Source organism: candidate division WOR-3 bacterium (genome assembly GCA_039801365.1).
Lineage (GTDB): Bacteria > Hydrothermota > Tepidihabitantia > Tepidihabitantales > Tepidihabitantaceae > JBDRUN01.
On the sequence record JBDRUN010000015.1, the window covers coordinates 12,449 to 35,741 of the forward strand.

21 protein-coding genes and 1 riboswitch are annotated in these 23,293 nt (G+C 58.6%); of the genes, 2 read left to right on the top strand and 19 right to left on the bottom strand.

The annotated features are described in order from the left end of the window. Positions 1-34 precede the first annotated feature (34 nt). The 18 genes from ABIL25_03595 to ABIL25_03680 all read right to left on the bottom strand — a co-directional run bounded on the left by ABIL25_03595 (position 35) and on the right by ABIL25_03680 (position 18,099). The gene (locus tag ABIL25_03595; GenBank protein ID MEO0081363.1) at positions 35-874 is read right to left on the bottom strand and encodes an RsmE family RNA methyltransferase; all 840 of its coding nucleotides are present in this window, start codon (positions 872-874) and stop codon (positions 35-37) included. Further along, the gene (locus tag ABIL25_03600) at positions 871-2,013 is read right to left on the bottom strand and encodes a J domain-containing protein (protein MEO0081364.1); all 1,143 of its coding nucleotides are present in this window, start codon (positions 2,011-2,013) and stop codon (positions 871-873) included. The genes ABIL25_03595 and ABIL25_03600 overlap by 4 nt, the downstream gene beginning before the upstream one ends. 104 nt (positions 2,014-2,117) lie before the next feature. After that, positions 2,118-4,022 carry a molecular chaperone DnaK gene (gene dnaK / locus ABIL25_03605; protein MEO0081365.1) on the bottom strand — a complete coding sequence of 635 codons (1,905 nt, stop codon included), beginning with the start codon at positions 4,020-4,022 and terminating at the stop codon, positions 2,118-2,120. 157 nt (positions 4,023-4,179) lie between these two features. Further along, positions 4,180-4,878, bottom strand: coding sequence for a nucleotide exchange factor GrpE (locus tag ABIL25_03610; protein ID MEO0081366.1), 699 nt, complete (start codon positions 4,876-4,878; stop codon positions 4,180-4,182). 192 nt (positions 4,879-5,070) lie between these two features. Next, a complete protein-coding gene (locus ABIL25_03615) occupies positions 5,071-6,396 on the bottom strand; it encodes a folylpolyglutamate synthase/dihydrofolate synthase family protein (protein MEO0081367.1) in 1,326 nt (441 codons plus the stop codon). A gap of 35 nt (positions 6,397-6,431) precedes the next feature. Then, positions 6,432-7,274, bottom strand: coding sequence for an acyl-ACP--UDP-N-acetylglucosamine O-acyltransferase (lpxA, locus tag ABIL25_03620; GenBank protein MEO0081368.1), 843 nt, complete (start codon positions 7,272-7,274; stop codon positions 6,432-6,434). Between the two features lie 23 nt (positions 7,275-7,297). Beyond that, positions 7,298-7,720, bottom strand: coding sequence for a 3-hydroxyacyl-ACP dehydratase FabZ (gene fabZ, locus ABIL25_03625; protein ID MEO0081369.1), 423 nt, complete (start codon positions 7,718-7,720; stop codon positions 7,298-7,300). Between the two features lie 67 nt (positions 7,721-7,787). After that, a complete protein-coding gene (locus ABIL25_03630; GenBank protein MEO0081370.1) occupies positions 7,788-8,693 on the bottom strand; it encodes a UDP-3-O-acyl-N-acetylglucosamine deacetylase in 906 nt (301 codons plus the stop codon). Further along, positions 8,690-9,343 carry a UDP-3-O-(3-hydroxymyristoyl)glucosamine N-acyltransferase gene (locus tag ABIL25_03635; protein ID MEO0081371.1) on the bottom strand — a complete coding sequence of 218 codons (654 nt, stop codon included), beginning with the start codon at positions 9,341-9,343 and terminating at the stop codon, positions 8,690-8,692. The genes ABIL25_03630 and ABIL25_03635 overlap by 4 nt, the downstream gene beginning before the upstream one ends. Positions 9,344-9,499: 156 nt before the next feature. After that, positions 9,500-10,453 (bottom strand): OmpH family outer membrane protein, encoded by a 954-nt coding sequence (locus ABIL25_03640; GenBank protein MEO0081372.1) that lies wholly within the window; start codon positions 10,451-10,453, stop codon positions 9,500-9,502. Further along, positions 10,450-11,730: a radical SAM protein gene (locus ABIL25_03645; protein ID MEO0081373.1), complete on the bottom strand. Its 1,281-nt coding sequence runs from the start codon at positions 11,728-11,730 to the stop codon at positions 10,450-10,452. Before ABIL25_03645 ends, ABIL25_03640 begins: the two co-directional genes overlap by 4 nt. Before the next feature lie 56 nt (positions 11,731-11,786). Next, entirely contained in the window at positions 11,787-13,565 is a 1,779-nt protein-coding gene (locus ABIL25_03650; GenBank protein ID MEO0081374.1) for a 30S ribosomal protein S1, read from the bottom strand. 20 nt (positions 13,566-13,585) lie between these two features. Continuing rightward, positions 13,586-14,440, bottom strand: coding sequence for a 4-hydroxy-3-methylbut-2-enyl diphosphate reductase (gene ispH / locus ABIL25_03655; protein ID MEO0081375.1), 855 nt, complete (start codon positions 14,438-14,440; stop codon positions 13,586-13,588). Between the two features lie 71 nt (positions 14,441-14,511). Then, the gene (locus ABIL25_03660; GenBank protein ID MEO0081376.1) at positions 14,512-15,132 is read right to left on the bottom strand and encodes a lysophospholipid acyltransferase family protein; all 621 of its coding nucleotides are present in this window, start codon (positions 15,130-15,132) and stop codon (positions 14,512-14,514) included. Positions 15,133-15,214: 82 nt separating this feature from the next. Beyond that, the gene (locus ABIL25_03665; GenBank protein ID MEO0081377.1) at positions 15,215-16,057 is read right to left on the bottom strand and encodes a (d)CMP kinase; all 843 of its coding nucleotides are present in this window, start codon (positions 16,055-16,057) and stop codon (positions 15,215-15,217) included. A gap of 12 nt (positions 16,058-16,069) precedes the next feature. Then, positions 16,070-16,546 carry a Crp/Fnr family transcriptional regulator gene (locus ABIL25_03670; protein ID MEO0081378.1) on the bottom strand — a complete coding sequence of 159 codons (477 nt, stop codon included), beginning with the start codon at positions 16,544-16,546 and terminating at the stop codon, positions 16,070-16,072. 122 nt (positions 16,547-16,668) lie between these two features. Next, entirely contained in the window at positions 16,669-17,349 is a 681-nt protein-coding gene (locus tag ABIL25_03675; GenBank protein MEO0081379.1) for a hypothetical protein, read from the bottom strand. 444 nt (positions 17,350-17,793) lie between these two features. After that, complete coding sequence (locus ABIL25_03680) at positions 17,794-18,099, bottom strand: hypothetical protein (GenBank protein MEO0081380.1); 306 nt, start codon at positions 18,097-18,099, stop codon at positions 17,794-17,796. An 18-nt stretch (positions 18,100-18,117) separates the two neighbouring features. Here ABIL25_03680 and ABIL25_03685 point away from each other — a divergent pair, with 18 nt between their 5' ends. Then, positions 18,118-19,290 (top strand): helix-turn-helix transcriptional regulator, encoded by a 1,173-nt coding sequence (locus ABIL25_03685; protein ID MEO0081381.1) that lies wholly within the window; start codon positions 18,118-18,120, stop codon positions 19,288-19,290. A gap of 241 nt (positions 19,291-19,531) precedes the next feature. Then, positions 19,532-19,713, top strand: a riboswitch (cobalamin riboswitch). A 25-nt stretch (positions 19,714-19,738) separates the two neighbouring features. Continuing rightward, positions 19,739-21,946: a TonB-dependent receptor gene (locus ABIL25_03690; GenBank protein MEO0081382.1), complete on the top strand. Its 2,208-nt coding sequence runs from the start codon at positions 19,739-19,741 to the stop codon at positions 21,944-21,946. Here the strand turns inward: ABIL25_03690 and ABIL25_03695 are convergent. Continuing rightward, positions 21,943-23,256 carry a M23 family metallopeptidase gene (locus ABIL25_03695; protein ID MEO0081383.1) on the bottom strand — a complete coding sequence of 438 codons (1,314 nt, stop codon included), beginning with the start codon at positions 23,254-23,256 and terminating at the stop codon, positions 21,943-21,945. The two genes, ABIL25_03690 and ABIL25_03695, sit on opposite strands and share 4 nt — an antisense overlap. Positions 23,257-23,293 lie beyond the last annotated feature (37 nt).

Consider the following 23,293-nt stretch of genomic DNA (forward strand, 5'->3'; position numbering starts at 1 on the left):
GAAAGGGTCCTAGGTTCCATCGAACTCCTAGATTCTACGCTCCGGACTCCAACACCTTTGGCCCTCCGGCTCTGCGTCCATCAACTGCAAGCTCGCCCAACAGCGATAGCGCCAGAACCACGGCTGCGCTTGCCGCCGTCTCAGCCCGCAGTCTTCTCGGACCGAGGCTGAAACTGCGAATTCCGGCCGCTTTCATCCGTAGGACTTCGGCACGCTCAAAACCACCTTCCGGTCCGACAAGGAGCAATACCGACTCCGCCCCAGGATCAAGCACATCTGCGAGTTGGGTGTGTTCTTCCTCCTCGTACGCCACGACCGCCGCATCGAACTCGCTGACCCGACCCAGCAACTCGGACAGTTCCAGCGGCTCGGCCAGCATCGGCACGACTGTCCGGCCCGAGCACTTTACCGCCTCGCGTACCTTTCGTCGTAGATGCTCGAGCCTTGTCGGCTTCAAACTCGCTACCGTGCGCGCGCTGCCGAAAGGTATAATCTCTGACACTCCGAGCTGGGTAGCACTTTGCACCAGCTCCGCCATCCGGTCCGGTTTGATAATACTCTGCGCCAGAACAAGTCGGCGGGCCGGCTCACGCGGCCGGACCCGAGTCATGAGCACCCTCCCGACAGCTTTATCCGGCCGCACCGACACAAGCTCAAGCTCGTACTCGACTCCCTTTCCGTCGGTGGCAAATACGCGATCGCCAGACTGGAGGCGTAGCACCCGGCACAGATGTCGCGCCTCATTGCCGGTTATCACCGCGACCTGGTCCGGTCCCGGCTCCTGGTCGAGCAAGAAAAAGGCTGCTCCCTTACTTTCTTCACCCCCCGAAGCTCTGAGTCTTGAGCGCTCCTTGTGTCCTTGTCCGCTGCTCATTGCCTCGGCTTCCTCGGGACAAGTGAATCCCTGTTCTCGCTGTCGGCCAGCGCCTTCCACAGCTTCCTTTCTTCTGCTGACAGTCGAGTCGGAACCTGCAGTACAACCCGGACTAGCTCATCACCTCGGCCACCATCCAGTCGCTTAACGCCCGCCCCGCGCAACCGCAGCAGCGCGCCCGACTCAGTCCCAGCCGGCAGGGTAATGACTTTTTCACCTCCAAGAGTCGGCACTGTCAGCTTCGCGCCCAGAACCGCTTGCGCTGGAGTGACCGGTAACTCCACGATAATGTCGTCTCCCCGACGCAAGAACAACGGATGTTCCTTCTCCTCTACCTCAATTAGAACATCCCCCGTACCGGCCGGACCATAGTGGCCTTCGTTGCGGAGCGGAATGTAGTTGCCTGAGGATACACCGGCCGGAACCCTGACCTTCAACGTCCGCTGCCGCCGTACCCTTCCTTCTCCTTCACACTTCCTGCATGTTTCTCTGACCCGCGTACCCTGTCCACCGCAGGCCGGACAGGACGAGACTTGCACGAACTGGCCAAAGATCGAACTCGTGCGTCGTTGTACTCGTCCCTGTCCCCGACAGGTCGGACAAACTTCCTGCCCGGTCCCGCCGCGGCCTCCACACTCCTCACACGCCTCGTACCGGGAGAAGGTAACCTCCCGTACTACACCCTCGGCAATCTCCTCAAGCGTGAGCTTGAGTCTAATTCTTATATCTCCACCACGTCGTCCCCGAGCAGAACCCTCTGTTTGTCCACCGAATAAGACGTCAAATAACCCGCCCGAGGTGAATCCCCCGCCAAATCCGCGTAACAGATCGCCAAATATGTCGCTGATGTCTTCCGTATGTGTAAAATCGCGGCGGAAGTCGAATCCGCCCGGCCCAAACTGACGCGACACACCCTCGTGGCCGTACTGATCGTAGAGACGACGCTTGTTCTCGTCCGCCAGAACCTCATACGCCTCAGAAAGCTCCTTGAACTTCTCCTCGGCCTCAGCCCGATTGCCCGGATTCTGGTCCGGGTGATACTGCTTGGCTAGCCTGCGGTAGGCGGACTTTATTTCCTCGAGCGTAGCGTTGCGCGGTACTCCAATAACTTCATAGTAGTCGCGCTTCGTCTGAGGCATTAGGTGATACTACACCTCCGCAAAAGTACTCTGCGCTTCGTGCACCACTTCCCACCGGGCGCAAAACCCAGCGCAGAGCGTAGCACGTAGTGCCGGTCGTTTCGTTACTTCTTCTCCTCGTCGTCAATGACCTGATAGTCGGCATCAACCGTCTTGCCCGATTCGGGCTTGTCCTTCTCTTTCGCACCACCGGACTTCGCTTGGGTTTCGGCCTGCTGCTGGCGGTACATCTCTTCAGCCAGCTTGTAACTGACCTTCTGGAGTTCCTCGATTGCTGAATCAATCGCCGCCTTATCGTCGCCCTTCATCGCAGTCTTGAGCGCCGCAATCGCCTCGTCTATCTTTTTCTTTTCGTCCGCCGCCACCCGGGTGCCAAAATCCTTCAGCGTCCGTTCGGTCTGGTAAATAAGAGTATCCGCCCGATTGCGGCTGTCAACCAACTCACGCTTGCGTCGGTCTTCGGCTGCATGGGCCTGTGCCTCACTGACTTTACGTTCGACTTCCTCCTTAGACAGACCGGAGGAAGCGGTTATTCGGATGCTTTGCTCCTTGCCGGTGGCCTTATCCTTGGCTGTGACGTGCAAAATTCCGTCCGCGTCAATGTCGAACGTAACGTCAATCTGTGGGATCCCTCGGGGCGCGGGCGGAATACCCGAGAGTTCGAACCGGCCAAGGGTACGGTTGTCGGCTGCCATCTCGCGCTCGCCCTGCAGCACGTGTACCGTAACCGCCGGCTGATTGTCTTCTGCCGTAGTGAAAGTCTGAGTCTTGCGGGTTGGAATCGTGGTATTGCGCTCGATGATCCGTGTCATCACCCCGCCCAGGGTCTCGATGCCCAGTGAAAGAGGCGTCACATCAAGCAGCACAATGTCCTTAACCTCACCCGCAAGTACTGCGCCCTGAATCGCCGCGCCGATTGCCACTACCTCATCCGGATTGATACCCTTGTGCGGCTCTTTGCCGAAGAATTCCCGTACCAGTGCTTGCACTTTGGGCATCCGGGTCTGACCACCGACAAGAATAACTTCATCAATATCGCGCGGGGTAAGTCGTGCGTCGGTGAGCGCTTGTTTCACCGGTTCAAAAGTACGATCAATCAGGTCCGCAACCAGAAACTCCAGCTTGGACCGCGTCAACTTCATATCAATGTGCAACGGCCCCTTCTTCTCGTCCGCACAAATGAACGGCAGGCTTATCGAAGTCTCCATCGAAGTCGAAAGCTCGCACTTTGCCTTCTCTGCCGCCTCCCGTATACGCTGAAGTGCAGTCTTGTCCTTGGCGAGGTCAATGCCGTTTTCCCGTTTGAACTCCTCGATAATCCAGTCCATCACGCGCTGGTCAAAGTCGTCGCCACCGAGATGCGTGTCACCATTCGTGCTCTTCACCTCAAACACACCCTCGCCGATTTCAAGTATTGAGATGTCGAAGGTTCCACCGCCCAAGTCGTAAACTGCGATTTTCTCGGCCTTCTTCTTGTCCAAGCCGTAGGCCAATGACGCCGCGGTTGGCTCGTTGATGATACGCAATACCTCAAGACCCGCAATCTTACCTGCGTCCTTGGTCGCCTGACGCTGAGAATCATTGAAGTACGCCGGCACCGTGATGACCGCCTTGGTAACGGCTTCTCCCAAGTACGCTTCAGCCGCTTTCTTTAGATACTGGAGCACCATCGCTGACACCTCAGGCGGAGAATACTTCTGCCCGCCGACCTCAACCCAGGCATCGCCATTCTCAGCCGGCACAACCTTGAATGGCACTCGCTTTATTTCCTCGCCAACCTCGGTGTAGCGTCGGCCCATGAAGCGTTTGATCGAATATATCGTCGTCTCAGGGTTGATTACTGCCTGCCTTCTCGCCAACGTGCCAACAAGCCGTTCTTTACCCAGTGCCACAACCGAAGGCGTTATCCTGCCGCCCTCTGGGTTCGGGATAACGACTGGCTGGCCCCGCTCCATAACCGCTACGCACGAAAACGTCGTGCCCAAGTCTATGCCAACTACCTTTGCCATATCAAACCTCCTTATACAAACAGTGCAGGATAAAGTACCCAGAACAAAGCTAACCTCAGATAACAGAATCGGTATAATGAACCAAAGTTAGTATACCAAGTCATGGCCGAGTATACATCTGACCTTGTCCTTTACTCACTGCCTTAATCCTAGCTGCTTACTTCGTCCTTTCGTCACTTTTACCGGTCTGCTTCGCAACTACCACCTTGGCCGGCCTTATTACCTTACCGCGGCAACTGTAGCCTCGACAATGCTCCTCAACCACAGTGTCAGGTTTGTGGTCATCGGTATGGACAAAACTCACCGCCTCGGCTCGCCTGGGGTCAAACTCTTCGCCGAGGCAGCTGTACTCCTCAAGCCCGTGCCGGCCCAGTACGTCATACATCTGCCTTCTTATAAGCGAAATGCCCTCGCGTATCCTCCCCAGCAAGGAAGTCCACTCCGAGGCCGCTCCCCCGGGCGTCGGCGCATGCCCGACGTCAACACCCGTTGCACCTCCGTTGCTCGCCTGACATCTCTGACTATCCGCCTGCGTATCATCGTCCGCTGATTGTATGCCGGTGTCCAGTCCAGACCGCAGCGTCGCCAATGCTCGGTCAAAATTGTCCAGCACTGGCAGCAGGTCTGCCATTATGGCCTCGATGGCAGCGTGCCGTACGACTTCGAAATCCCGCTGCACACGCCGCCGGTAGTTATCAAAGTCAGCAAGCGAACGTATATACCGGTCCTTGTGCTCGGCACACTCCTGCTCCAGCGCCGCACACCTCTCGACCAGCTCTGCAACTGGCCCCTTCCGTGCCTCGTTTGCCTTACCGGAGTATTGTACCACCGGGTCCACACTGTTATCAGTATCCATACGTTCTCATTCTTACCGGACGACTCCGTTCGTTTGCCTTACTGTTACTCGTTCAGGACTGACTACTTAGACCATCTTCTACACTGTCTCGATTCGGCCCGAGACGAAAGAAGCAAAGCTTGATTACACCTAGCAATAGGCAGCAAGACAACTGTCTTGGGTCAGCACAGTAACATCATAGAAAGACATAACTTACTTACCTTTGTCAGCCACTAGCACTGTCTGTTTCTGCTTCTTGCCTAGTTCCTGAAGCGCCTCGCCTGCAACATAGAACGAACCGGCTACCACAACAGGGGTTTTGTCTGCGGCAAGACGCAGCGCCTCAGCCAGTCCAGTTCTCACGCTACCGGCCGCAACGTGCCGAATCCCAAGCCGGGTGAAGATGCGTTTCAAATGCGAAATCTTCTCAGCCCGCGGCGAAGCGGGCTCTACGAGTATCACAATCTCAACCTTCGGTACGAGCGGCGCGACCGTCGCAGTGATGAGTTTGCCGGAAAGGGAACCGTAAACGAGGATAACCTTTGTGCCAAGGTGCATCTCAATTGCTTCAGCCAGGGCACGTCCGGAATCAGGATTGTGGCACGAATCCAAGACTACGAGTGGCTCTTGTGATACAACTTGGCATCGAGCTGGGATACTCACCTTGGCAAGTCCCTGCTTCACGCTATCAAGCCTAATCCGGCAGTCCTCGCGGGCCAACAGCCCAAGCACACCGAGTACGGTTGCGCAGTTCTCCACTTGGTGCTGCCCAAGCAGCGGTAGCTCTATCCTCCCTGCGCCGAGCTCAGACAAGACGGAAAAAGCAACTCCACCACCTAGGCCCTGAGCCCCGGGTACCTTAGCCTTCTGCACTGATACTGCCTCAACGTTCCAGACTCGGACCCGGTCAGTGGCTGGCACCAGTTCTGCGCCTATTCGGTACGCCTGGTGCGAGAGTTCTGCCTTGGCTTCGGGCACCTGCATTCCGATGACAACCGGCCGGCCAACCCGCATGATACCCGCCTTTTCGCGCGCTATCTTACGCACAGTTCTGCCGAGCACCGCCACATGGTCAAGCCCGATACGGGTGATTACCGAAACCGTAGGTTTGCAGAGATTCGTTGCGTCCAGCCTACCCCCAAGTCCGACCTCGATCACGGTCCAGTCCGGCTGCTTACGGGCAAACAGCTCAAACGCCATTGCTGTTATCAGTTCGAAGTAACTCACTGGCTGCTGGCGAACAAGTGGCCGAAAACGTTCGGCCAAGGCGGCGAAAGCACGTTTCGAGAGATACTCACCGTCCAACTGGATCCTCTCCCTGACCGTGCTGACGTGCGGCGAGACGAACAGTCCCGTGCGAAGCCCGCACGCCCTCAGCGCTGATTCGAGCATGTAGCAGACCGAACCCTTGCCTTTAGTTCCGCCCACAAGAACCACGTTCTTGAGTTGGGCCTGCGGGTTTCCGGCCAGCGCGAGCAGCCTGCGGATATTGTCGAGCTTGAACCGGTTTCTCGGTTTCGCTTGCTTCTCGTAGTTCACCAGACTGTCAAGAAAGCGAAGAGCCTCACTGTATGTCATTCACTACCCACTGTCTCGCTGTCGTCGCCGGTTCGGAGTTCCAGACCTCGTCTCGTGGTCTGAGCGAACTCAAGGAAACTTCCTATTTGTTCCAGCCCACAGCCCGGCTGCGCACTGGGCAGAATTTCAGCCTCAATCTGTGCGACGGCCTGAGCCAGGTTCAGACCTGAACGGTAGACGAGCCGGTAGACCTGCTTCAACAACAGCACAGCCTCCCTCGGCACACCGGCCCGCTCCATGCCGCGAAGGTTCAGGCCTCTGACCCGGCACGGGTTACCGGCTGCGACCACAAACGGCGGCACGTCCTTGTTCACATAGGAACAGGCACCGACCATCGCCAGCTCGCCGACGCGACAAAACTGATGGATACCAGTGAGCCCGCCGATGTTTGCCCGATCTCCGACCTCGACATGACCGGCAAGTTGCACGCCGTTGGTAATGATGCAACCGCTCCCGATACGACAGTTGTGTCCAATATGCACATATGCCATCACCAGGTTGCTGTCTCCGATGATCGTCATCTTACCGTCACCGGTCGCCCGGTTTGCGGTTACGTACTCGCAGAACACATTGTCCGAACCGATGACAACCGCGGTATCCTCCCCGCGATAGTTCCGGTCCATTGGTGCCGAACCAATGACCGCTCCGGTTCCGAACCGGCATCGCATACCGACGCGCACCCTGCCCTCAAGCCGACAGAATGGCCCAACCTCCGACCCGGCGCCCAGTTGTACCTCGGGTGCGACAACGGCACTCGGATGCACCCGTGGCGCTGGCAGGGCATCAGGGTCTGAATCCTGCTGCGCAGCAGTAGCGAGTCGCGGCCGCTCCGTTCTCACCTAGCGTGCTCGCGTAGTTCGGCTCAGCCTCTGAGCACGCCCATCACTGTTGCCTCGCATGCCAGCTCGCCGTCAACCGAGGCAGTACCTTGGAGCTTGTACAGGCCTGCTTTGCCGCCAACCAGCTCTGCCGTTAGGACCAGGCGCTCACCAGGTTTCACTATTCGCCTGAACCTCGCCCGTTCGATGCTGGCGAACAGGGTGTTGCGGCCCTTGCGCTCCTCCTGTTGGACGAGAACCAAGAGAATCCCGGCCTGAGCAATGGCCTCCACCATCAGCACACCGGGAAACACCGGATTGCCCGGGAAGTGCCCTGAAAAGAAGAACTCTTCTGGCCTGAGTTCACGGTATGCCTCAATCCGGCCTGGATCAAGTCTGGTAACACCGTCAACGAAAAGAAAAGGTTCGCGGTGTGGCAGCAGTCGTTTGATCTCGTCAATGCCCATTATCATCCCTGGCTCCTCTCGGTATGCTCCAGTCTACGGTTCGCTATCTGTCGTTCCGCATCTTGCATCATTCCTTCAGTGCCCTTTCTAGTTTCCGCACGAATTCGAGATTTATGTCATGTCCGGGCCGAAACGCGAAAAGCTCCGCTCCTACCGGCCGGCCAAGCAGCGCCAAGTCACCGACAAGGTCCAGTACCTTGTGTCGGCACGGCTCGCACGTCAGCCGCCACCGTGCCGGATATACGAACGCGCCGTGCTGCCCGCGGCCGGTGACCTTCCTCAGTCCGAAGCGCAGGCCGAGACGTTGCCGCGCCGAGGGCAAGTCGACCCAGCCAAACGTGCGAGCCCGCGCAATATCGCGGACAAAGGCACCCGCGGTTTCTACAAAGCTAACGTACTGAGGCCCGATTCTAGGTAGTTGTACAAAGCAGTTGATGGTCAATCGACTCGCGGGAAAGGCTGCAATGAATCGCGTACCACTCTGCACGAGTAACGGCCGCCTGAGATGCGCTGTCCTCGGTCCGACCTGATAACGCACCATCCCGGCCTGCATCATAGCTGTCACGTACGGCTGTGCGCTACCGTCAAGCAAAGGCAACCGCGACCCTGAAGTCTCAACCAGAAGATCGGTCACTCCCAGCCCGTAGCAGGCAGCAAGTAGATGCTCAACCATCCGGACTGTCCTGATACCCTGACCTAGACATGTCTCGTATCCGCGTGTCACAGCGTTCCCGACTGTAGCCCGCACCGCCTGAGTCCAGTCACAAGGTTGCCAGCCTGCTTCGGCCCGATGCCGGACCGACACAGGCCAGGCCCGGGTTCTGGATGCGGTATTGCGAACAAACCAAATCCCTGAACCTGGTCCGGCCGGTCGCAGCGTCACCTGTGCCGGCCGACCACTACGGTCTACCCCGCACCGAGTCACCGGCCGCGCGATGGTCGCACCGCAGTACTTCAATGTCTCGCCGCTCACCGCTTCACTGCTCCAGCGTCCGATTCCTCTTTCCCGAATCGCCTCCACAGTCCTGCCCAGAAACGCTTCGTTTGATCGTGATGTCGGGCCGGAATTCCCGAGTAGCACGCACCCGGCGGCACCGAGCGGAACACTGCGGCACGCGCAAGAATGACTGCGTTATCGCCGATGCGGACGTGGTCCTTCACTCCAACCTGACCACCGATCATCACGTAGTCGCCAATGATCACGCTACCGGCAATCCCGGTCTGCGCTGCAATCACGCAGTGTTTGCCAATCCGGACGTTGTGCGCGATATGGACCTGACTATCAATCTTGGTTCCTTGGCCGATTCTCGTTTCCCGCCCATGCTTGGCTCGGCAAACAGTGCAGTTCGCTCCAATTTCGACGTCATCCTCGACAATCACACCCCCCGTGTGGGGCAGGTGATGATACTTACCGTCAACGAACTCGTACCCGAAACCTGCAGCGCCGATTACCGTACCTGGTCCGACCCGGACGCGAGCACCAAGCCGTGCATGGCCGACAATCACTGCATTCTCGCCGATGACCGCGTCTGGCCCAACAGAGACGTCCGGTCCAACAAAAGCACCAGCCCCTATCCGTGCGCTCGGGTCAATCCCGACCATCAGGGAGGAGTTGCATCGCATACGTCTCGGCCGGCGCTCAGCGTCGGGAATGAGTTACTTGACGCCTCGATTCCGGCCCGGCTATCGACTCGACATCAAGGTTGGGGCTTGCGTGACAGTCTCGGATTCCGGACACCGTCCTCACGTATCGCATAGCGCTCAGGGCATAACACATCATTATGGTTTCTGTACGCTCGTCATCAGAACCTGAACAGCCCTGGCAACCTGAACCCTCAAGTCCTCAATCCGGTTCGTCTCTCCAGTTTCGGTACGCACCACGGTACCAAGACGGACGTCAATAATTGTCAGACTAAACGATATCTTTCGATCCTGCTTCGCGCAATCACCGAAAACCGCATAGTCGGCGTCTAAGGCCCGGGCAACATCCAGCGCCTCGGTCTGACCGATCTGCCGCCCGGCAAACCCGCGTGCCTGAACCAGTTCGTCTGCCTTCTGGTTTCCGACCATCTCAGTGTTCGGCTGGGACCGCACCAGGTCGTAGCAAAACTGCCTGGTCTGCGAACCGATCCGGTCCTGCCGTGCTTCGTCGTTCGTCTCGTATATCGGCATTACCGCATAAACGGACTTTCTCGTCCCGGCCGGTCCGACCGGTGCATACTCACGATTCAGCTCTGCTACCACCTCATCGGTCAGGTCAAGTCCGGGCTGAGCATACACAACTTCGATCTTGGCGGCATCGAGTACAAGGGAGTAACCTTCTTCCTCGGCAATCTTGCTGACAACCGCATTTATTTTCTCGACGATTGGCGCAATCAGCTCGTCGTTCTTCTGGTCAATCTTACCGCCGTCGCGGTACACCTGGTCAACGAAGGCATCATACCGGCTCTTGCGCTGCTGGACCTCGGCCTGTTTCGCCCGCTTGCCATCTTCCGAGAGCGTCAGCTCCTGAGACTCGTACTCCTCCTGAGCCCGCTCGTAATCAGCTCGCAGCGAGTCGGCCTGGGCGCGAAACTTGGCGATTTCACTTTCCAGCTCCTTTTTTGCCTCCTTCGCCGCCTCGTACTTTGAGATAATTGCATCTGAATCAATGTAGCCAACCTTGTACTCCTTGGCTCCGAGCGACATAATCAAAGCAAGTCCCAGTCCGACGAAAAATATTCGCGGCGTCATGCCACCTCCTTGACAGTGTTAGTCTTTGAGTATCCGACCGCGCCGGCGCAGTCGTGGCTCGGCCGCCCGGTCACCGGCTGGCCGACCAGGCGGCCAGATTCCAACACAATCATCATATCAACCATCCTGCGCGGCTCAGTTGCGCTCAAGGGGTCCAATGCCACCCTCAGGTAGTTGTCGGTCAACGCCGTGGCGCACGATTCCACAACCGCACTCCGCACAGTACCGACAAACCGGCTGCTGTACTCCTGCCTGAACCGAACCGAGCGCTCACGCAGCAGCCTTGCCCTTGCTCTGCGCTCGCCTGCAGCCGGCACGTCCGCCATCCCTGCCGCCGGGGTTCCAGGCCGGGCCGAGTATGAGAAGACATGCAGATACCCAGGTGCAAGCCGGTCAATAAGGGCCACAGTTCGACTGAATGAGACCTCGCTCTCGGCCGGCAATCCAACGATGACATCGAACCCGATGTTCGCATCTGGCCGGACCCGCCTGAGTTCGGCGACCAGTGCGGCAAATGCCTGGCTGTCATAACGCCTTTCCATACGGGCAAGCACTCCGTCATCACCAGACTGAAGTGCCAGATGAAAATGTGGTGCCATCCGCTGATCACTGACTAAGTCCAAGATTGCCCGGCTCACTGTATCCGGCTCCAGCGAGCCGAGTCGAATCCGGACCGGTCGGCGGCCTGCCTGGACGAACATCATTCGTACAAGCCCGGCCAAGTCCGTGCCGTCGTCATCCTGATATAGACCAAGATTCAGACCGGTCAATACCACTTCCTGGAAACCTCTCGCCAAAAGCTGTTCAAACTGGTGACAGACGACCTTGGTTGGTACCGAAACCGGCCGGCCGCGCAACCGACCGACGACGCAGTAGCCGCACTCTCGGTTGCACCCGTCTTGGACTTTGAGAAACGCCCGGCTACGCCGAGGCTCCGGGCAAACGCAAGCAATCTCGGCCTGTTTTCTCGCATTGTCCCAAACCTCTGCAACACCGGGAATCGACCATACCCTGGCCGGTGCCCGTTCCGCCAGACATCCAAGCACGACAACCCTGGGTCTGGGGACAGGTTGGCACGCACGCCGGATGAGCTGAATCGAGGAACGGTCAGCCGCCGCGGTCACGGTACAGGTATTCACGAAGCAGAAATCCGCCGTTCGGACATCACCGACAAGCCCGAACCCAAGCTGAATCAGCCTGGCCCGCAGCGCATCGCTCTCCGCCTGGTTGAGACGACAGCCGGCGGTAAGGACGTTCGCGCGAGCCCCAACCTCCACCCCTGCTGACCTAGACGATAAACTCGACCGCCGAGTGCCACGCAAGGCGTAAGGCGTCAAGCCTCTGGCCACTCCTCGTCATGGTCCTGGCCGCGCAGATGGTCCTCGAGTGTGAACCGGTCGGTCGGCTCCTCACGTAGTTCCTCCGGCTCGGTCTCAAGTTCCTCGGCTTCATCCGGCCCAGGCTCCTGCCCAGATAAAACCCGCTCACTCAGCGTAATCCGACGGTGGGCAAGGTCAATTCTTGAAACTTTGAGCTCAAGCTCCTCACCAATCTGGTAATTCTCTCGAACCTTCTTGCCGCCCCTGGCAAGCTGGCTCAGCGGCACAAAACCCTCGACACCATACTGCAGGCTTACAACCACACCCGGTTTGGGCAGGTCGACAATCCGGGCCCGCACTACATCGCCCTCGGCCAGTTCCTTGCTTATTCTGTAGAACGGGTCTTCCATGGTCTGCTTCAATCCCAGCGTTATGCGCCGATTCTCCTTGTCAATGCCAAGAATGATCGTGTCAACCCGCTGGCCCTTCTTCAGCTCCTCGCGCGGATGCTTGACTCGTCTGGTCCACGACATGTCGGCGTTGTGAATCAGTCCTTCGATACCTTCCTCGATTTCACAGAAGGCACCAAAGTCCTTCAGCACCTTGACTCTACCTTGGACGCGCTGACCAACGTGATACTTCTCGTCAATCAACGACCAGGGATCAGGCATTGTCTGTTTCAGGCCGAGCGATATCCGGCGGTTTTCCTTGTCGATGTTGAGGACGACTGCCTCAACCTCCTGGTCCACCGAGAGAATCTGGGATGGATGGTGAATTGACTTCGTCCAAGACATCTCCGAAATGTGAATCAGCCCCTCGATACCCTTTTCGAGTTCGACGAAAGCGCCGTACTCGGCTAGGGTCGTAACCCGGCCCTTAACTCGCGTGCCGATTGGATATTTTTCCTCGACCCGCTCCCAGGGGTGCGGACTCATCTGCTTCAGCCCCACCGTAACACGGCCGGTCTTCTCATCCGCCGAGATCACCTTAACCTTGATTTCGTCGCCGACGTTCACAACTTCCTTCGGGTGAACAACCTTGTTCCACGCCAGATCGGAGATATGCAGCAAGGCATCAACTCCGCCGATGTCCACAAACGCACCGAAGTCGGTTATCGTCTTCACCGTCCCTTGAACCACGTCGCCGACTGCAATCCGGGCGAAAAGCTCACGCCGTGCCTGCTCCTGGCGTTCCTCCAGCAACACACGACGTGATACTACGATGTTCTTCTTGAACCAGTTGACCGAGATAATCTTCACCTCGACCTGTTTACCCAAGAGTACATCGAGGTTGGGCACCGGCCGTAGGTCAACCTGCGACCCGGGCAGGAACGCGTCCAGCCCCATAACTTCAACTGCCAGACCTCCCTTTACCCTTCGAAGTATCGTCGCCGGAACTCCTTCAGAACTCTCGGACTTCTGTTTTATCTGCTCCCAGGCGAGCTGAAAATCGGCCTTGCGCTTGGAAATTGCGGGAAAGCCGTCGGCGTCTTCAATCGCCTCAAGACAAACCTTGACCTCCTGGCCTTCCTTGACCTCGTCCGGGTTGCGGAACTCATCTAGCGGCAGAATGCCCTCTGCCTTCAGGCCCAGGTCAACCAGCACCGCGTTGGGCAGCTTCTTGATTATCCGGCCGGTTACAATCTCGCCCACCTTCAGACTGGGGAAGGACGAGTCGTAAATACTGGTCATCGTTTCATTGGTCTCGGCCCCGGTTGCGCGGCTAGTAGGTCGCGGTTCAACCGTCGGACCGGTTGGTTCTGCCGGCACGCCGGCAGGATTTTCGTCAGTCATCGTAGCAGTTCCTCCTGAACTCATGGATTTCGGACAAATTCCGCAACCTCGCGCACCACCCAGGCCGGCGTGCTCGACCCGGCCACTATCCCGACTTTTCTCCGTCCGTGCAGTGCCGTCCTGGGCACATCAATAGCGCGCTCGGCAAAAATCATCTCTTTTCCCGCGGCCTTTACGATCTCGGCGAGCCGGGACGTGTTTGCGCTGTTTCGACCACCGACTACAATGACCAGCTCGGTGCACCGGGCAATCGCCGCAGCCGCTTTCTGCCGGGAGATTACTTCCCCGCAGATTGTATCAAAAACGCGAAGCTCAGTATAGCGCAACCGGCTGAGGTTGGCAACTGCCTCCTGAAGACGCTGGGGCGACATTGTCGTCTGAGCGACGACACCGATACATTGGCCCGAGCTACGGCCAGTTGTGGACGTAACGAACCGCATTCGCGGAGAGTACACCTTCGCCGCCCTGCCCCCGCACCCGAGAATCGAACGTACCTCTGGATGGTCCCGCTCGCCAACAACAATAACAAGATAGCCCTGTTCCACCAGCCTGCGGGCTACGTTCTGCACCTTGCGCACGTACTGGCAAGTCGCGTCAATCGTCATTATCCCCAGCCGCTCGCATCGTCTGAGCAAATGCGGAGGACAGCCGTGTGCCCTTATAACCAACGCACCGCCCCGTGCATCTTCGGGCCGCAAGACCGCCCTTATCCCCTCCTGCTCCAGCTCGGCCAGGACCTGAGGATTGTGCACAAGCTCTCCAAGAGTGTAAACTCGGCCGTACCGCTCCTTGCCCTGCTTGGCCATCCGGATGGCCCGCTCGACTCCGGAGCAGAACCCGGTCGGCCTGGCAATCATAACCTTTCTCACTAACACGGTCCCGGCTTTCTATTCCATCTCATCCGGACCTCACTGTCCCTAGCAGTCATCGGACCTTGTCCGAATCACTATTTGACAAGTTCCCTCACGCGAGCCTCAATCACCCTCGTCATCTCAACGTATCCCTCCCGCGAACGACGGAAATCGGCTGGGTGCACCGGTTCGCCAAATCGCACCTCAATCCACGGATTCTGTGCTGGCTTGTGCCGGAATCCCCGGATTACAAAATCCCTGTCCGCGAGATACGAAATCCAGGATTGGTCCAGCCCTGATATTCGTGTCGGCACGACTGGCACCATGGCGTTGATTGCCAGCATTCCAACCCCGGGCTTGAACTCGGCCATCTCACCGGTCCGGCTTCGCGTGCCTTCGGGAAACAGCACCAGCGTTTGGCCTCGCTGGAGCACCTCGGTGCAGTGTCTTATCGCGGCCGGGTCTGGCACTCCTCTCCTGACCGGCCAGGCGTTCCAGGCCCTGATTAGCCAATCGAACAGTCGCGAAGCACGGAACAGCTCCTCTTTGGCCAGAAAATGCAGCTCCCTGGCCGCGGCCCAGCCGACAATCAGCGGGTCAACATTCGACAGATGATTTGACGCCAGTATCTGCGGCCCGGGGCCGAGCACCTCCCGACCGAACACCCGCAGCCGGAACAAGAGCTTCGCCAGCGGATAGGTCGCCAGCCACGCCACCTGCCAGCGCAGCCGCCATCTCCGCCACCGCCTTCCAGTTGACCGTAACCGATGAGATTGAGCGATGGCCGTCGAAGCCAAGTCACTCCTTACATGTCTTCTGGGCCAGCCTTTGCCGCACCAGCCAACAAACGATTCTGACCTGCTCCTCGATGGAGAGCATCGTCGTATCCACGAGCACGGCATCCGGCACACGCACCAGTGGCGACATCTGGCGGCTCGAGTCAATCCGATCCCTGGTCTTCAGATTCTTCAGGACTCCATTCAATTCACACGTCCTGGTTCTGGTTTTCAGTCTCTGACCCCGGCGTTCCGCGTTCTGCATTCTGACTTCTGCGCTCACAAGCCCCTTCTCCACCATCTCATCAAACCTGCGCTCCGCACGGCTCAAAAGGTCGCAGTCAAGGAAAACCTTCAGCTCTGCGTCCGGAAATACAACGCTCCCGATGTCCCGACCTTCGCACACAATACGCCGACCTCGGGCGATGCGGCGTTGTTCAGCAACCATCTTCCGCCGTACCGCCGGAACCGCCGACACAACTGATACAAGGTCGCTCACCTCCGGTGCCCGAATGTCTCGGGTCACATCCCGGCCGTCCAGCGTCACACCTAGCATGTCGCGCCGCCAATGCACTCCGACGGTGGTGGAACGCAGCAGCCGGGCAAGTGCTCGACTCGATATCAGATTCCCAGACTGTGGCCCTCCAGCCCTGAACCCTGAACCTCGGGCCTTGTCTCCCTGGCTCCTTGTCATCATCTCCTCAATCACTTTGAGCGTCATCGCCCGGTACATCGCGCCGGTGTCAAGGTAGTAAAACCCCAGCCGGCGGGCACACTCGTTCGCGGTCGTGCTCTTACCCGATCCAGCCGGTCCGTCAATCGCCACTACGAAGCGCTGCATGGCCTCATTGCCGACGCGCTTCACCGGCGCCCGATTCTACTCCTCTGACTCGCGTAGCGCGTACTCCCTAACAAGCTGGAGCTGCATGTGCCGAAGCCGGGAGGCTATCGTCTTGGCCACGCCTCGCATCACTGCGAATCCCAGCTTCGGGTCCTCGGCAAACTCCTTCTCGAGTTCCTTGGCGTCAAACTCGATGACGGTGCTATCGGCAAGGGTTTTGCCGCTCGCGGTGTAGTGAGGATTGCCCACCATCCCGGACCAAGCAAACATCTCTCCCGGTCCGATTGACGTCACAAGGTAGCTTCGTTTGGTCACTCCGAAATCAAGGTCAAGTACGACGCCGAGTCTGCCGTTGACAAGAATGTAGAACTTGTCCGCCGGCTGCCCCTGTATGTCAACCATTTCTCCGGCTTTGACGTGGCGCAGCTTCGCCAACTTGACCAGTCGCTCCAACTCTTCATCACTCAGTTCGCAGAACGCCTCTAGACCTCGCAGAAACTCTTTCACATCCATAACATTCCTCCAGATGCAGCACTTGACTTCAGCCTACCCGCCAAACCAAAAGTGTCAACGACCAGAAATCCAGAGTAGACACCGGTCAACGGCAGAGAACGCAGTATGCGGAGCAGAATTGACTAGAACCGGTTCTGGAACGAAATGTCAACGACGCGGTTCAGCTTCATATCCGACCGGCTGCCCAGAACATCGCGCAGCCCAATACCGAACCGCACCTGCTCGTTAAACGTCCAGCCCAACCCCAGGTTTAGATACCCGCGCCGGTGTTCTAGGCGGCTGTCGTTGACCGCAAGGTCATACTCGGCGATGACCTCGAACCCACCGGGCAGAAGCTGGTTGACGACGGCAAACCCGCTGACCCTGCGCCAGTAGTTCACCCCGATTTCAACGTACGTCCTCGTCGGCTCGACTGTCTTACCCAGACAGACGTACCCGCCCTTGGGATACACCTCATACTCATCATCGAGAAAATGGTCAAACCCCTGGCTCTCAAACCCGACAACAAGGTCAGGAAAGTATCCCTGCTCGGCCAAGATTGCGCCTCGGGCAAAGAACTCAGGCCGGGGATAAAACGCAGGCTGGTGCGAGCCGATCAGGCTGTCGCCGCCGAATGAGGCGCCGAGCGTCAGCCGGTCGAACAGACCGACACCGAACCGCAGCAGCGCGCCACCACTGCCCCAGAGCCGGACCCCGACGTTGTATTCGCCGTGTGCGAGTGAAACCGGCACCGGCTGGTCAACGTGGTACAGCCCGGTATAGCCGGCTGTGACCACGGCAAATAACACCAATACCGCCTTCATGATTCGAGCATAGAGAAACATCTCCCGCTGTCAAGCCCGCCACCACCAAGGCGACAAGTACCACCGATGCTACTACCCCATCTCACCTCAGAACACCGGATGCGTCGGCGGGCAGAAAACCGCACTGGGTGAGAAAAAGGGAAGAACTTACTTTGGAACAGACTTTGCATCGGGCGCTTGTATTCTGAAATTGTCCGTCGGGCAAATGTGCTGCTGGCCAGGCGGCTTTCCCCGAAGACTCGTCAGCCTGATTGCCGACGATACTTGGGCTGATTTCAGTCTGCATCGTGGTCCGGGCAGTATGGACCGCCGGGTCGTCTGGTTGAGTAAGCGTTAGGCAAGGCACCGGGCCAGCCCACCGCCGGACACTGAAGAGAGCAGCAAGCACAGCCCAGGACTGAGCAGACCGGCCTGCCGACGCAGCAGCCTAGCGGTCCGCTGTTGTCAGAGTATGTCCCGTAGCATCCGTACCGGCTCAAAAGGAAGCTCGCTGAAGAGCAAGAGCTGAAGCTCCAGTGAAAGCGAGGGACTGTTTAGCGATGACTGCTCCGGGAAGACTGGATGCGACACCATCGTCCCCACTGGAAGCCAATGCTTCTGGTAAAGCAGCCGTTCAAGCTGATTGCCTAGCGACCTGGGCAGCAGCTCCCCGGCTGGGATGCCAAGTGACACTTCAGCATATAGCACGTTGTTGTTCAAGTGGTTACCAGATTTCAGCCAGTTGATTCTTCTGCGACAGCGATGTATCATTCCCCTGGACGTCCGCGCATGAAACGGGTCAGGACTACCCTTGCTTTTCCCAAAGAGTTAGGCGAACGCCTGCGCGGAATCAGAAAGAAGGCAGGGCTGACCCAGACAGAACTCGCCACGTTGATGGGAAGAAATGGTACCGGCGCACACAACCAGATTTCGCGTCTGGAGAGAGGAATACAACCCTTTCCATCCCTGGCCTTGATTGCGGACTACCTGCGGGCCTGCCGGGCACGGTTTGCGGACCTTCTCGACATCCTGGACTCATACACGTCACAGCCTGTGGTATCAGACGCCGAAACAGAAGCGGCCCTGACCAGACTTACCCAGCAACTACCCAGTGACGCCAGCTCAGCCGTTATCAAGTATGAGAAGAAAACGACGAACCGACAAGCAATGCCAACGGTCGGCAAGAGGCCGGTACTACTTAGTCCGGCGCAGCGTGTGCTACGGATGCAGAAGATGTTTGCCCGTCAATACCACAGCGAGGTTCTGGAGGCCAGTCTGCACCGGGCGCTCGTCGGGCTGGGTAAAGCCGTACCTTTATCGCTTCAGCGGGTAACCTGCGACTACGGCAGGAAAGTGTTTGCTGCCCTTGTACGCGGACGGAAACTCGTACCTCAATGCAGGACCGAATTGCCGCGGCGGGGAGTCGCAGCCGCGATTCAGACAAAGCTCAACCGGATAAGAGCAAAGGCGCGAAAGCACGGGGTCACAGAAAAGGCCCTGGAAGCGATGGCGTCGGCTGCTCAGCAGGCCTATGACCAGTTGAATCGCGAACGCCGACTGGACTGGATTCCGAGTCCGCAGGAAATCGCCGCCCTGGGTATCAGACCTTTCAAGGTGACCAAAGCAGAGACTAGGATGGAATTGGCTGCGGCCCGAGCGGACGGAGACTATTGGAAGCAGCGGGAGTTCATCAAGGTTCTGATTGCACTTAAGGTTGACAAGAAGCTGGACAAGCTGCATCTGGACTCGGACGTAAGACGGAACGTATGGCTGTGGGTAGGGACGCTTTTCGATGTCCTTGCCGACAGGGGCAAAGAAGCAGCCGCCCGGCTGGCCAAGGTCGGCATGCGCCGGGTGAAGGATAAAGTCCTAACCAGAGACATCGCTGACAAAGTCTTTGAGCTATTTGAGAGGTACGAGCAGAAGCTGAAGCCCCGGCCGCCAGAAGAATCCCGAACCTGAACGCTCCGGGCCCGCGAAAACTTTGCTGCACAACGAAACAGCATACCTGCTGTCGCAAGCCAAGGTCTGCCTCCGCCAACCAGTACCCGACTCGCTTCCTTACTGCCGGTTCGGTCTCAACACGAGTTGTTCGGTTTTGCCGCGGTTCCTTGGCAAGCCATGTCGTCTCCCGTTTCTCGCGCTCTTGACCTGGTCACGAATCCGGCTAGTATCCAGGCAGAAACGCGGCGGAAGACCGTCTTGGAACGGTAGCCAGGCCGGATACCCAATTTCGCGTCTGGCTCAGGGAAAGCCGTGAAAATCGGCTGCGGTCACGCCCACTGTAAGTACCGCGCGTGCTTCTGCCATGCCACTGGCCTCGGGCCGGGAAGGCGGCAGAAGATGGTATAAGCCAGGAGACCTTTTCGCCGCAAATGGCTGATTCAGCCTGCGATGAAAGGAGAATCGGATGAAGACAGTACCCAAGTGGCCAGACAGGCGAATGGTCAAGCGGGGGGAAGCAGACCGAAAACAGAAAAACAGGGCACCCGGCAACAAGAGAATAGAAGGGTGGACAACTAAGTGGCTCGCACTCGGTATCGCGCTTGCGTTCGGGCACGCGAGTGCGGTGACATATCGAGGCCAAGTCCTCGATGCCTGCACCCGCCAGCCTGTCCCCTACGCAGCAATTGTTGCGCAGGACGGCACTGCGGCTTATGCCGACGATAAGGGCCGGTTTGAACTGACCTTGGAGACCGACACCCTTACAGTCGAGGTTTTCCACGTCGGTTACCTGACGCGCACGGCAACGCTTGCCAAAACAAGTCGCAACACCACCGTTTTCCTCACGCCTGAGGTCATCAGCCTGAAGGGCGTAACTGTCACCGCATTCCGCACCCCGGTACCCCTTGGCCGGTCCGGCCCGGTAGCCATAGTCGAACGCGAGTCGGCAACCCGCTTCGGCAACACCGACCTGGCCGCGGCCCTGCGCCGTACCGTATCCGCAGTCAGCCGTGACAACGTCAATTTCTCAAGCGTGACCCTGCGCGGCACCAATGCCGAGCATGTATTGGTAGCAATTGACGGCATCCGGCTAAACTCGGCCCAGAACGGCACATTTGACATGACTACCCTGCCGGTCGCGCTTGCTGACCGGATCGAGGTCGTCCGGGGCGGCAACTCTTCGCTCTACGGCACGAGCCCGGTCGGCGGAATGATAAATCTGCTGACCCCAGACCCGGCCGGCCTTGGTGCCTGGCTACGCGCCGGCGTTGGTGCGCTGGGCGAACGTCGCGTCGAGGTAACACACGGGCAACGGGTAAGGCACTTCGGCTACGCGGTCGGCAGCACTTGGTCGCAGACTAAGAACGGCTTTGCGTACAACGACGACTCAGGTGGCACGGCAACAATGACTAACGCCGACCGCAGTTCACTCAACGCCTTTGGCAAAGCACTGTACTCAACGGCCGCACACCGTGCGAGCCTTTTTGCCGAGTATGCTTCGAGCGCACGCGGGGTACCAGGCTCGCGGCGCTTGCCGAGCGACGACGCCCGGCGCGATGACACTCGCGGCCTGTTCATCGGCCGCTACCAGTTCCAGCCGGGTGAATGGCTGCGCGCCGGCATCACCGGTTACCGGCTCAACCAGTGGCAAAACTACCGCGACCCAGATTCACTGTTTCCGACTAGCGACACCCATTGCCTGGCGGACATGGGCATTCACCTCGAAGCTGCTTTCTACCCGGCCGACTGGGCACTGGTGATGACCGGGTTTGAACTTGACGACCACCGGCTGCGAAGCACGACCGTCGGCACGCCTGGGCGGCTGGACATCGCCGGTTGGACTCAGGTCCGGTTCGAGGCCAGCCGGTTCAATGCTACACCTCAAGCACGCTTCGAGGCGCTGCAAGGGGCACCGTTCTCAAGCACGCTCGCCAGGCCTGCGACAACAACTGTGTTCAGCCCGAAGCTGACTCTGAACTGGTCTGTGCTCAACTGGCTTAGTATCTTCGCTGGCCTGGGCCGCTCTTTCCGGGCCCCCGGCCTCAACGACCTATACTGGCCTGAGGACGCCTGGTCGTACGGCAACAAGGACCTGAGGCCAGAGTTCGGCACCGGCATTGACCTCGGGTTCAGCGGCCGGCCCGCGAAAGGACTGGCGTGCCGGTTTGGTGGCTACCGCACTACCCTGACCGACCTCATCCAGTGGCAGCCTGACACATCGTTCCGCTATCGGCCGGTAAATGTGGCGGCTGCGACTATCACCGGCATCGAAGCTGAGGCTGAATTCGACCTTGGCTTGGCTGGACTTGACGCAAATCTCAACTGGTCTCAAGCCAAGTCTGACGGTAAGCGGCTGTACTACCGACCTGACCTTACCATGCGAACCGTGCTCTGGGCTAGAGTCGGGTTACAACCGTTGGACATCCGGCTCGACCTCGGGGTCGAGCATTCCAGCGACCGACTCTCCGACCCGGTGTACCCGGAAACCGAACCGCGCACGCTGGCTGGATTCACACTGCTCGACGCCGCGGCCGCAGTCTGCCCGCGCATCGGCCTGCAGAACACAGTCGTCCGATTCGGTGTCAGAAACATCCTCGACACACACTACCAGACGGTTGACTTCTATCCGAATCCGGGCCGCACCTGGTTCTCGGAGCTGGAACTGGGAATTTAGCGACCAGCGGCTGAGTCAGTGGACAGCATGTCCGGAACAGCCGACGCAAGCGCCTGCTGGATTTCCGCAATGTATCCATCTCTGACCTGCTTGAACTCGTCCATGTACTTTGCCGGTACCGGCTCGGCCCGAGGTGGAATAACCTTCAGGGGGTTGACTGGTTTACCTGCCTGCCTTATTTCGAAGTGCAGGTGCGGCCCGGTCGCGTCTCCGGTCGTACCGACGTAGCCGACTGTCTGACCCTGACGCACGGTCCGGCCCGATCTAACCCCGGGTCCGAACCCGGAAAGATGACCGTAGCGGGATGACAGCCCACCCGAGTGGCGCACCTCAACCAGATTACCGTACCCCCCACGCCAGCCAGCAAAGGTGACCGAACCATCAGCAATCGCCGACACCGGCGTACCCGAAGGTGCGCCGTAATCAACCCCCGCGTGCTGGCGATAGACCCGATAGATGGGATGGAACCGCATCCCGAAATGAGACGTGACCTTGCTGAACTCCAATGGCGAACGCAGAATGGCCTTACGCAGTGACTGCCCCTTCTCGTTATAGTAGTCCCAGTGCCCACTCGGCAACACATAGAAGAAACCCCAGGTATTGTCGGTTTTGCCCCGATAGTGCACCGCACGCACTCGGCCGTACCGATAGAACCGCCCCTCGACCAGAAGCTTGTCAACGATGACCTGAAACGAGTCACCATCGTTTGACTCAGTGAAGAAGTCCACGTCGTAACGCAGTATGTCGGTAAAGCTCATCGCCAGCCACGGCTTCTCACCCAGGGCCAGCAGCGAATTCCAGAACGATACTTTCACCAAGCCGTGCACCACCGCACGCACGGTATCAACCGGCTTGGTGGACTTTGTCGCCACGGCTCCGGTCGAATCGAACGCAACTCCGTAACTCGTGACCATATCATTGTGATAGGTCAGGCTGACAAGCTGAAGCCCTCGGTACGCAAGCGTCACTGAGTCGCCCGGCCGCAGATGCCGGAACGGAAAGTCAGTCTTGGCGAGTGCGGCCTCAGCCCGGTTCGCCATATCCTTCGGCACGCCGAGCCGGACCAGCATTCCAGTCAGCAGCTCATCCTTATACATCGTGTCTCCGCCAAAAAACGTCGAATCCGGCGACGGCAACTCCGGACCGCACCTCGGCCGTGGCCTGCGGCTCAACACGAGGAACAACACCGTCCCAAGCGCCAGCAGACCGATTGCGACAATCATCGCCGGTTGACCCCTGAAACCAGGTGTCGGAATCCTGGATTCTGGCTTCGACCCCGGTGTCGGAGTAGGCTCGAACCCGTCACTCATCACTCATCTACTCGCTACGCTCACCGGCAATCTGCGG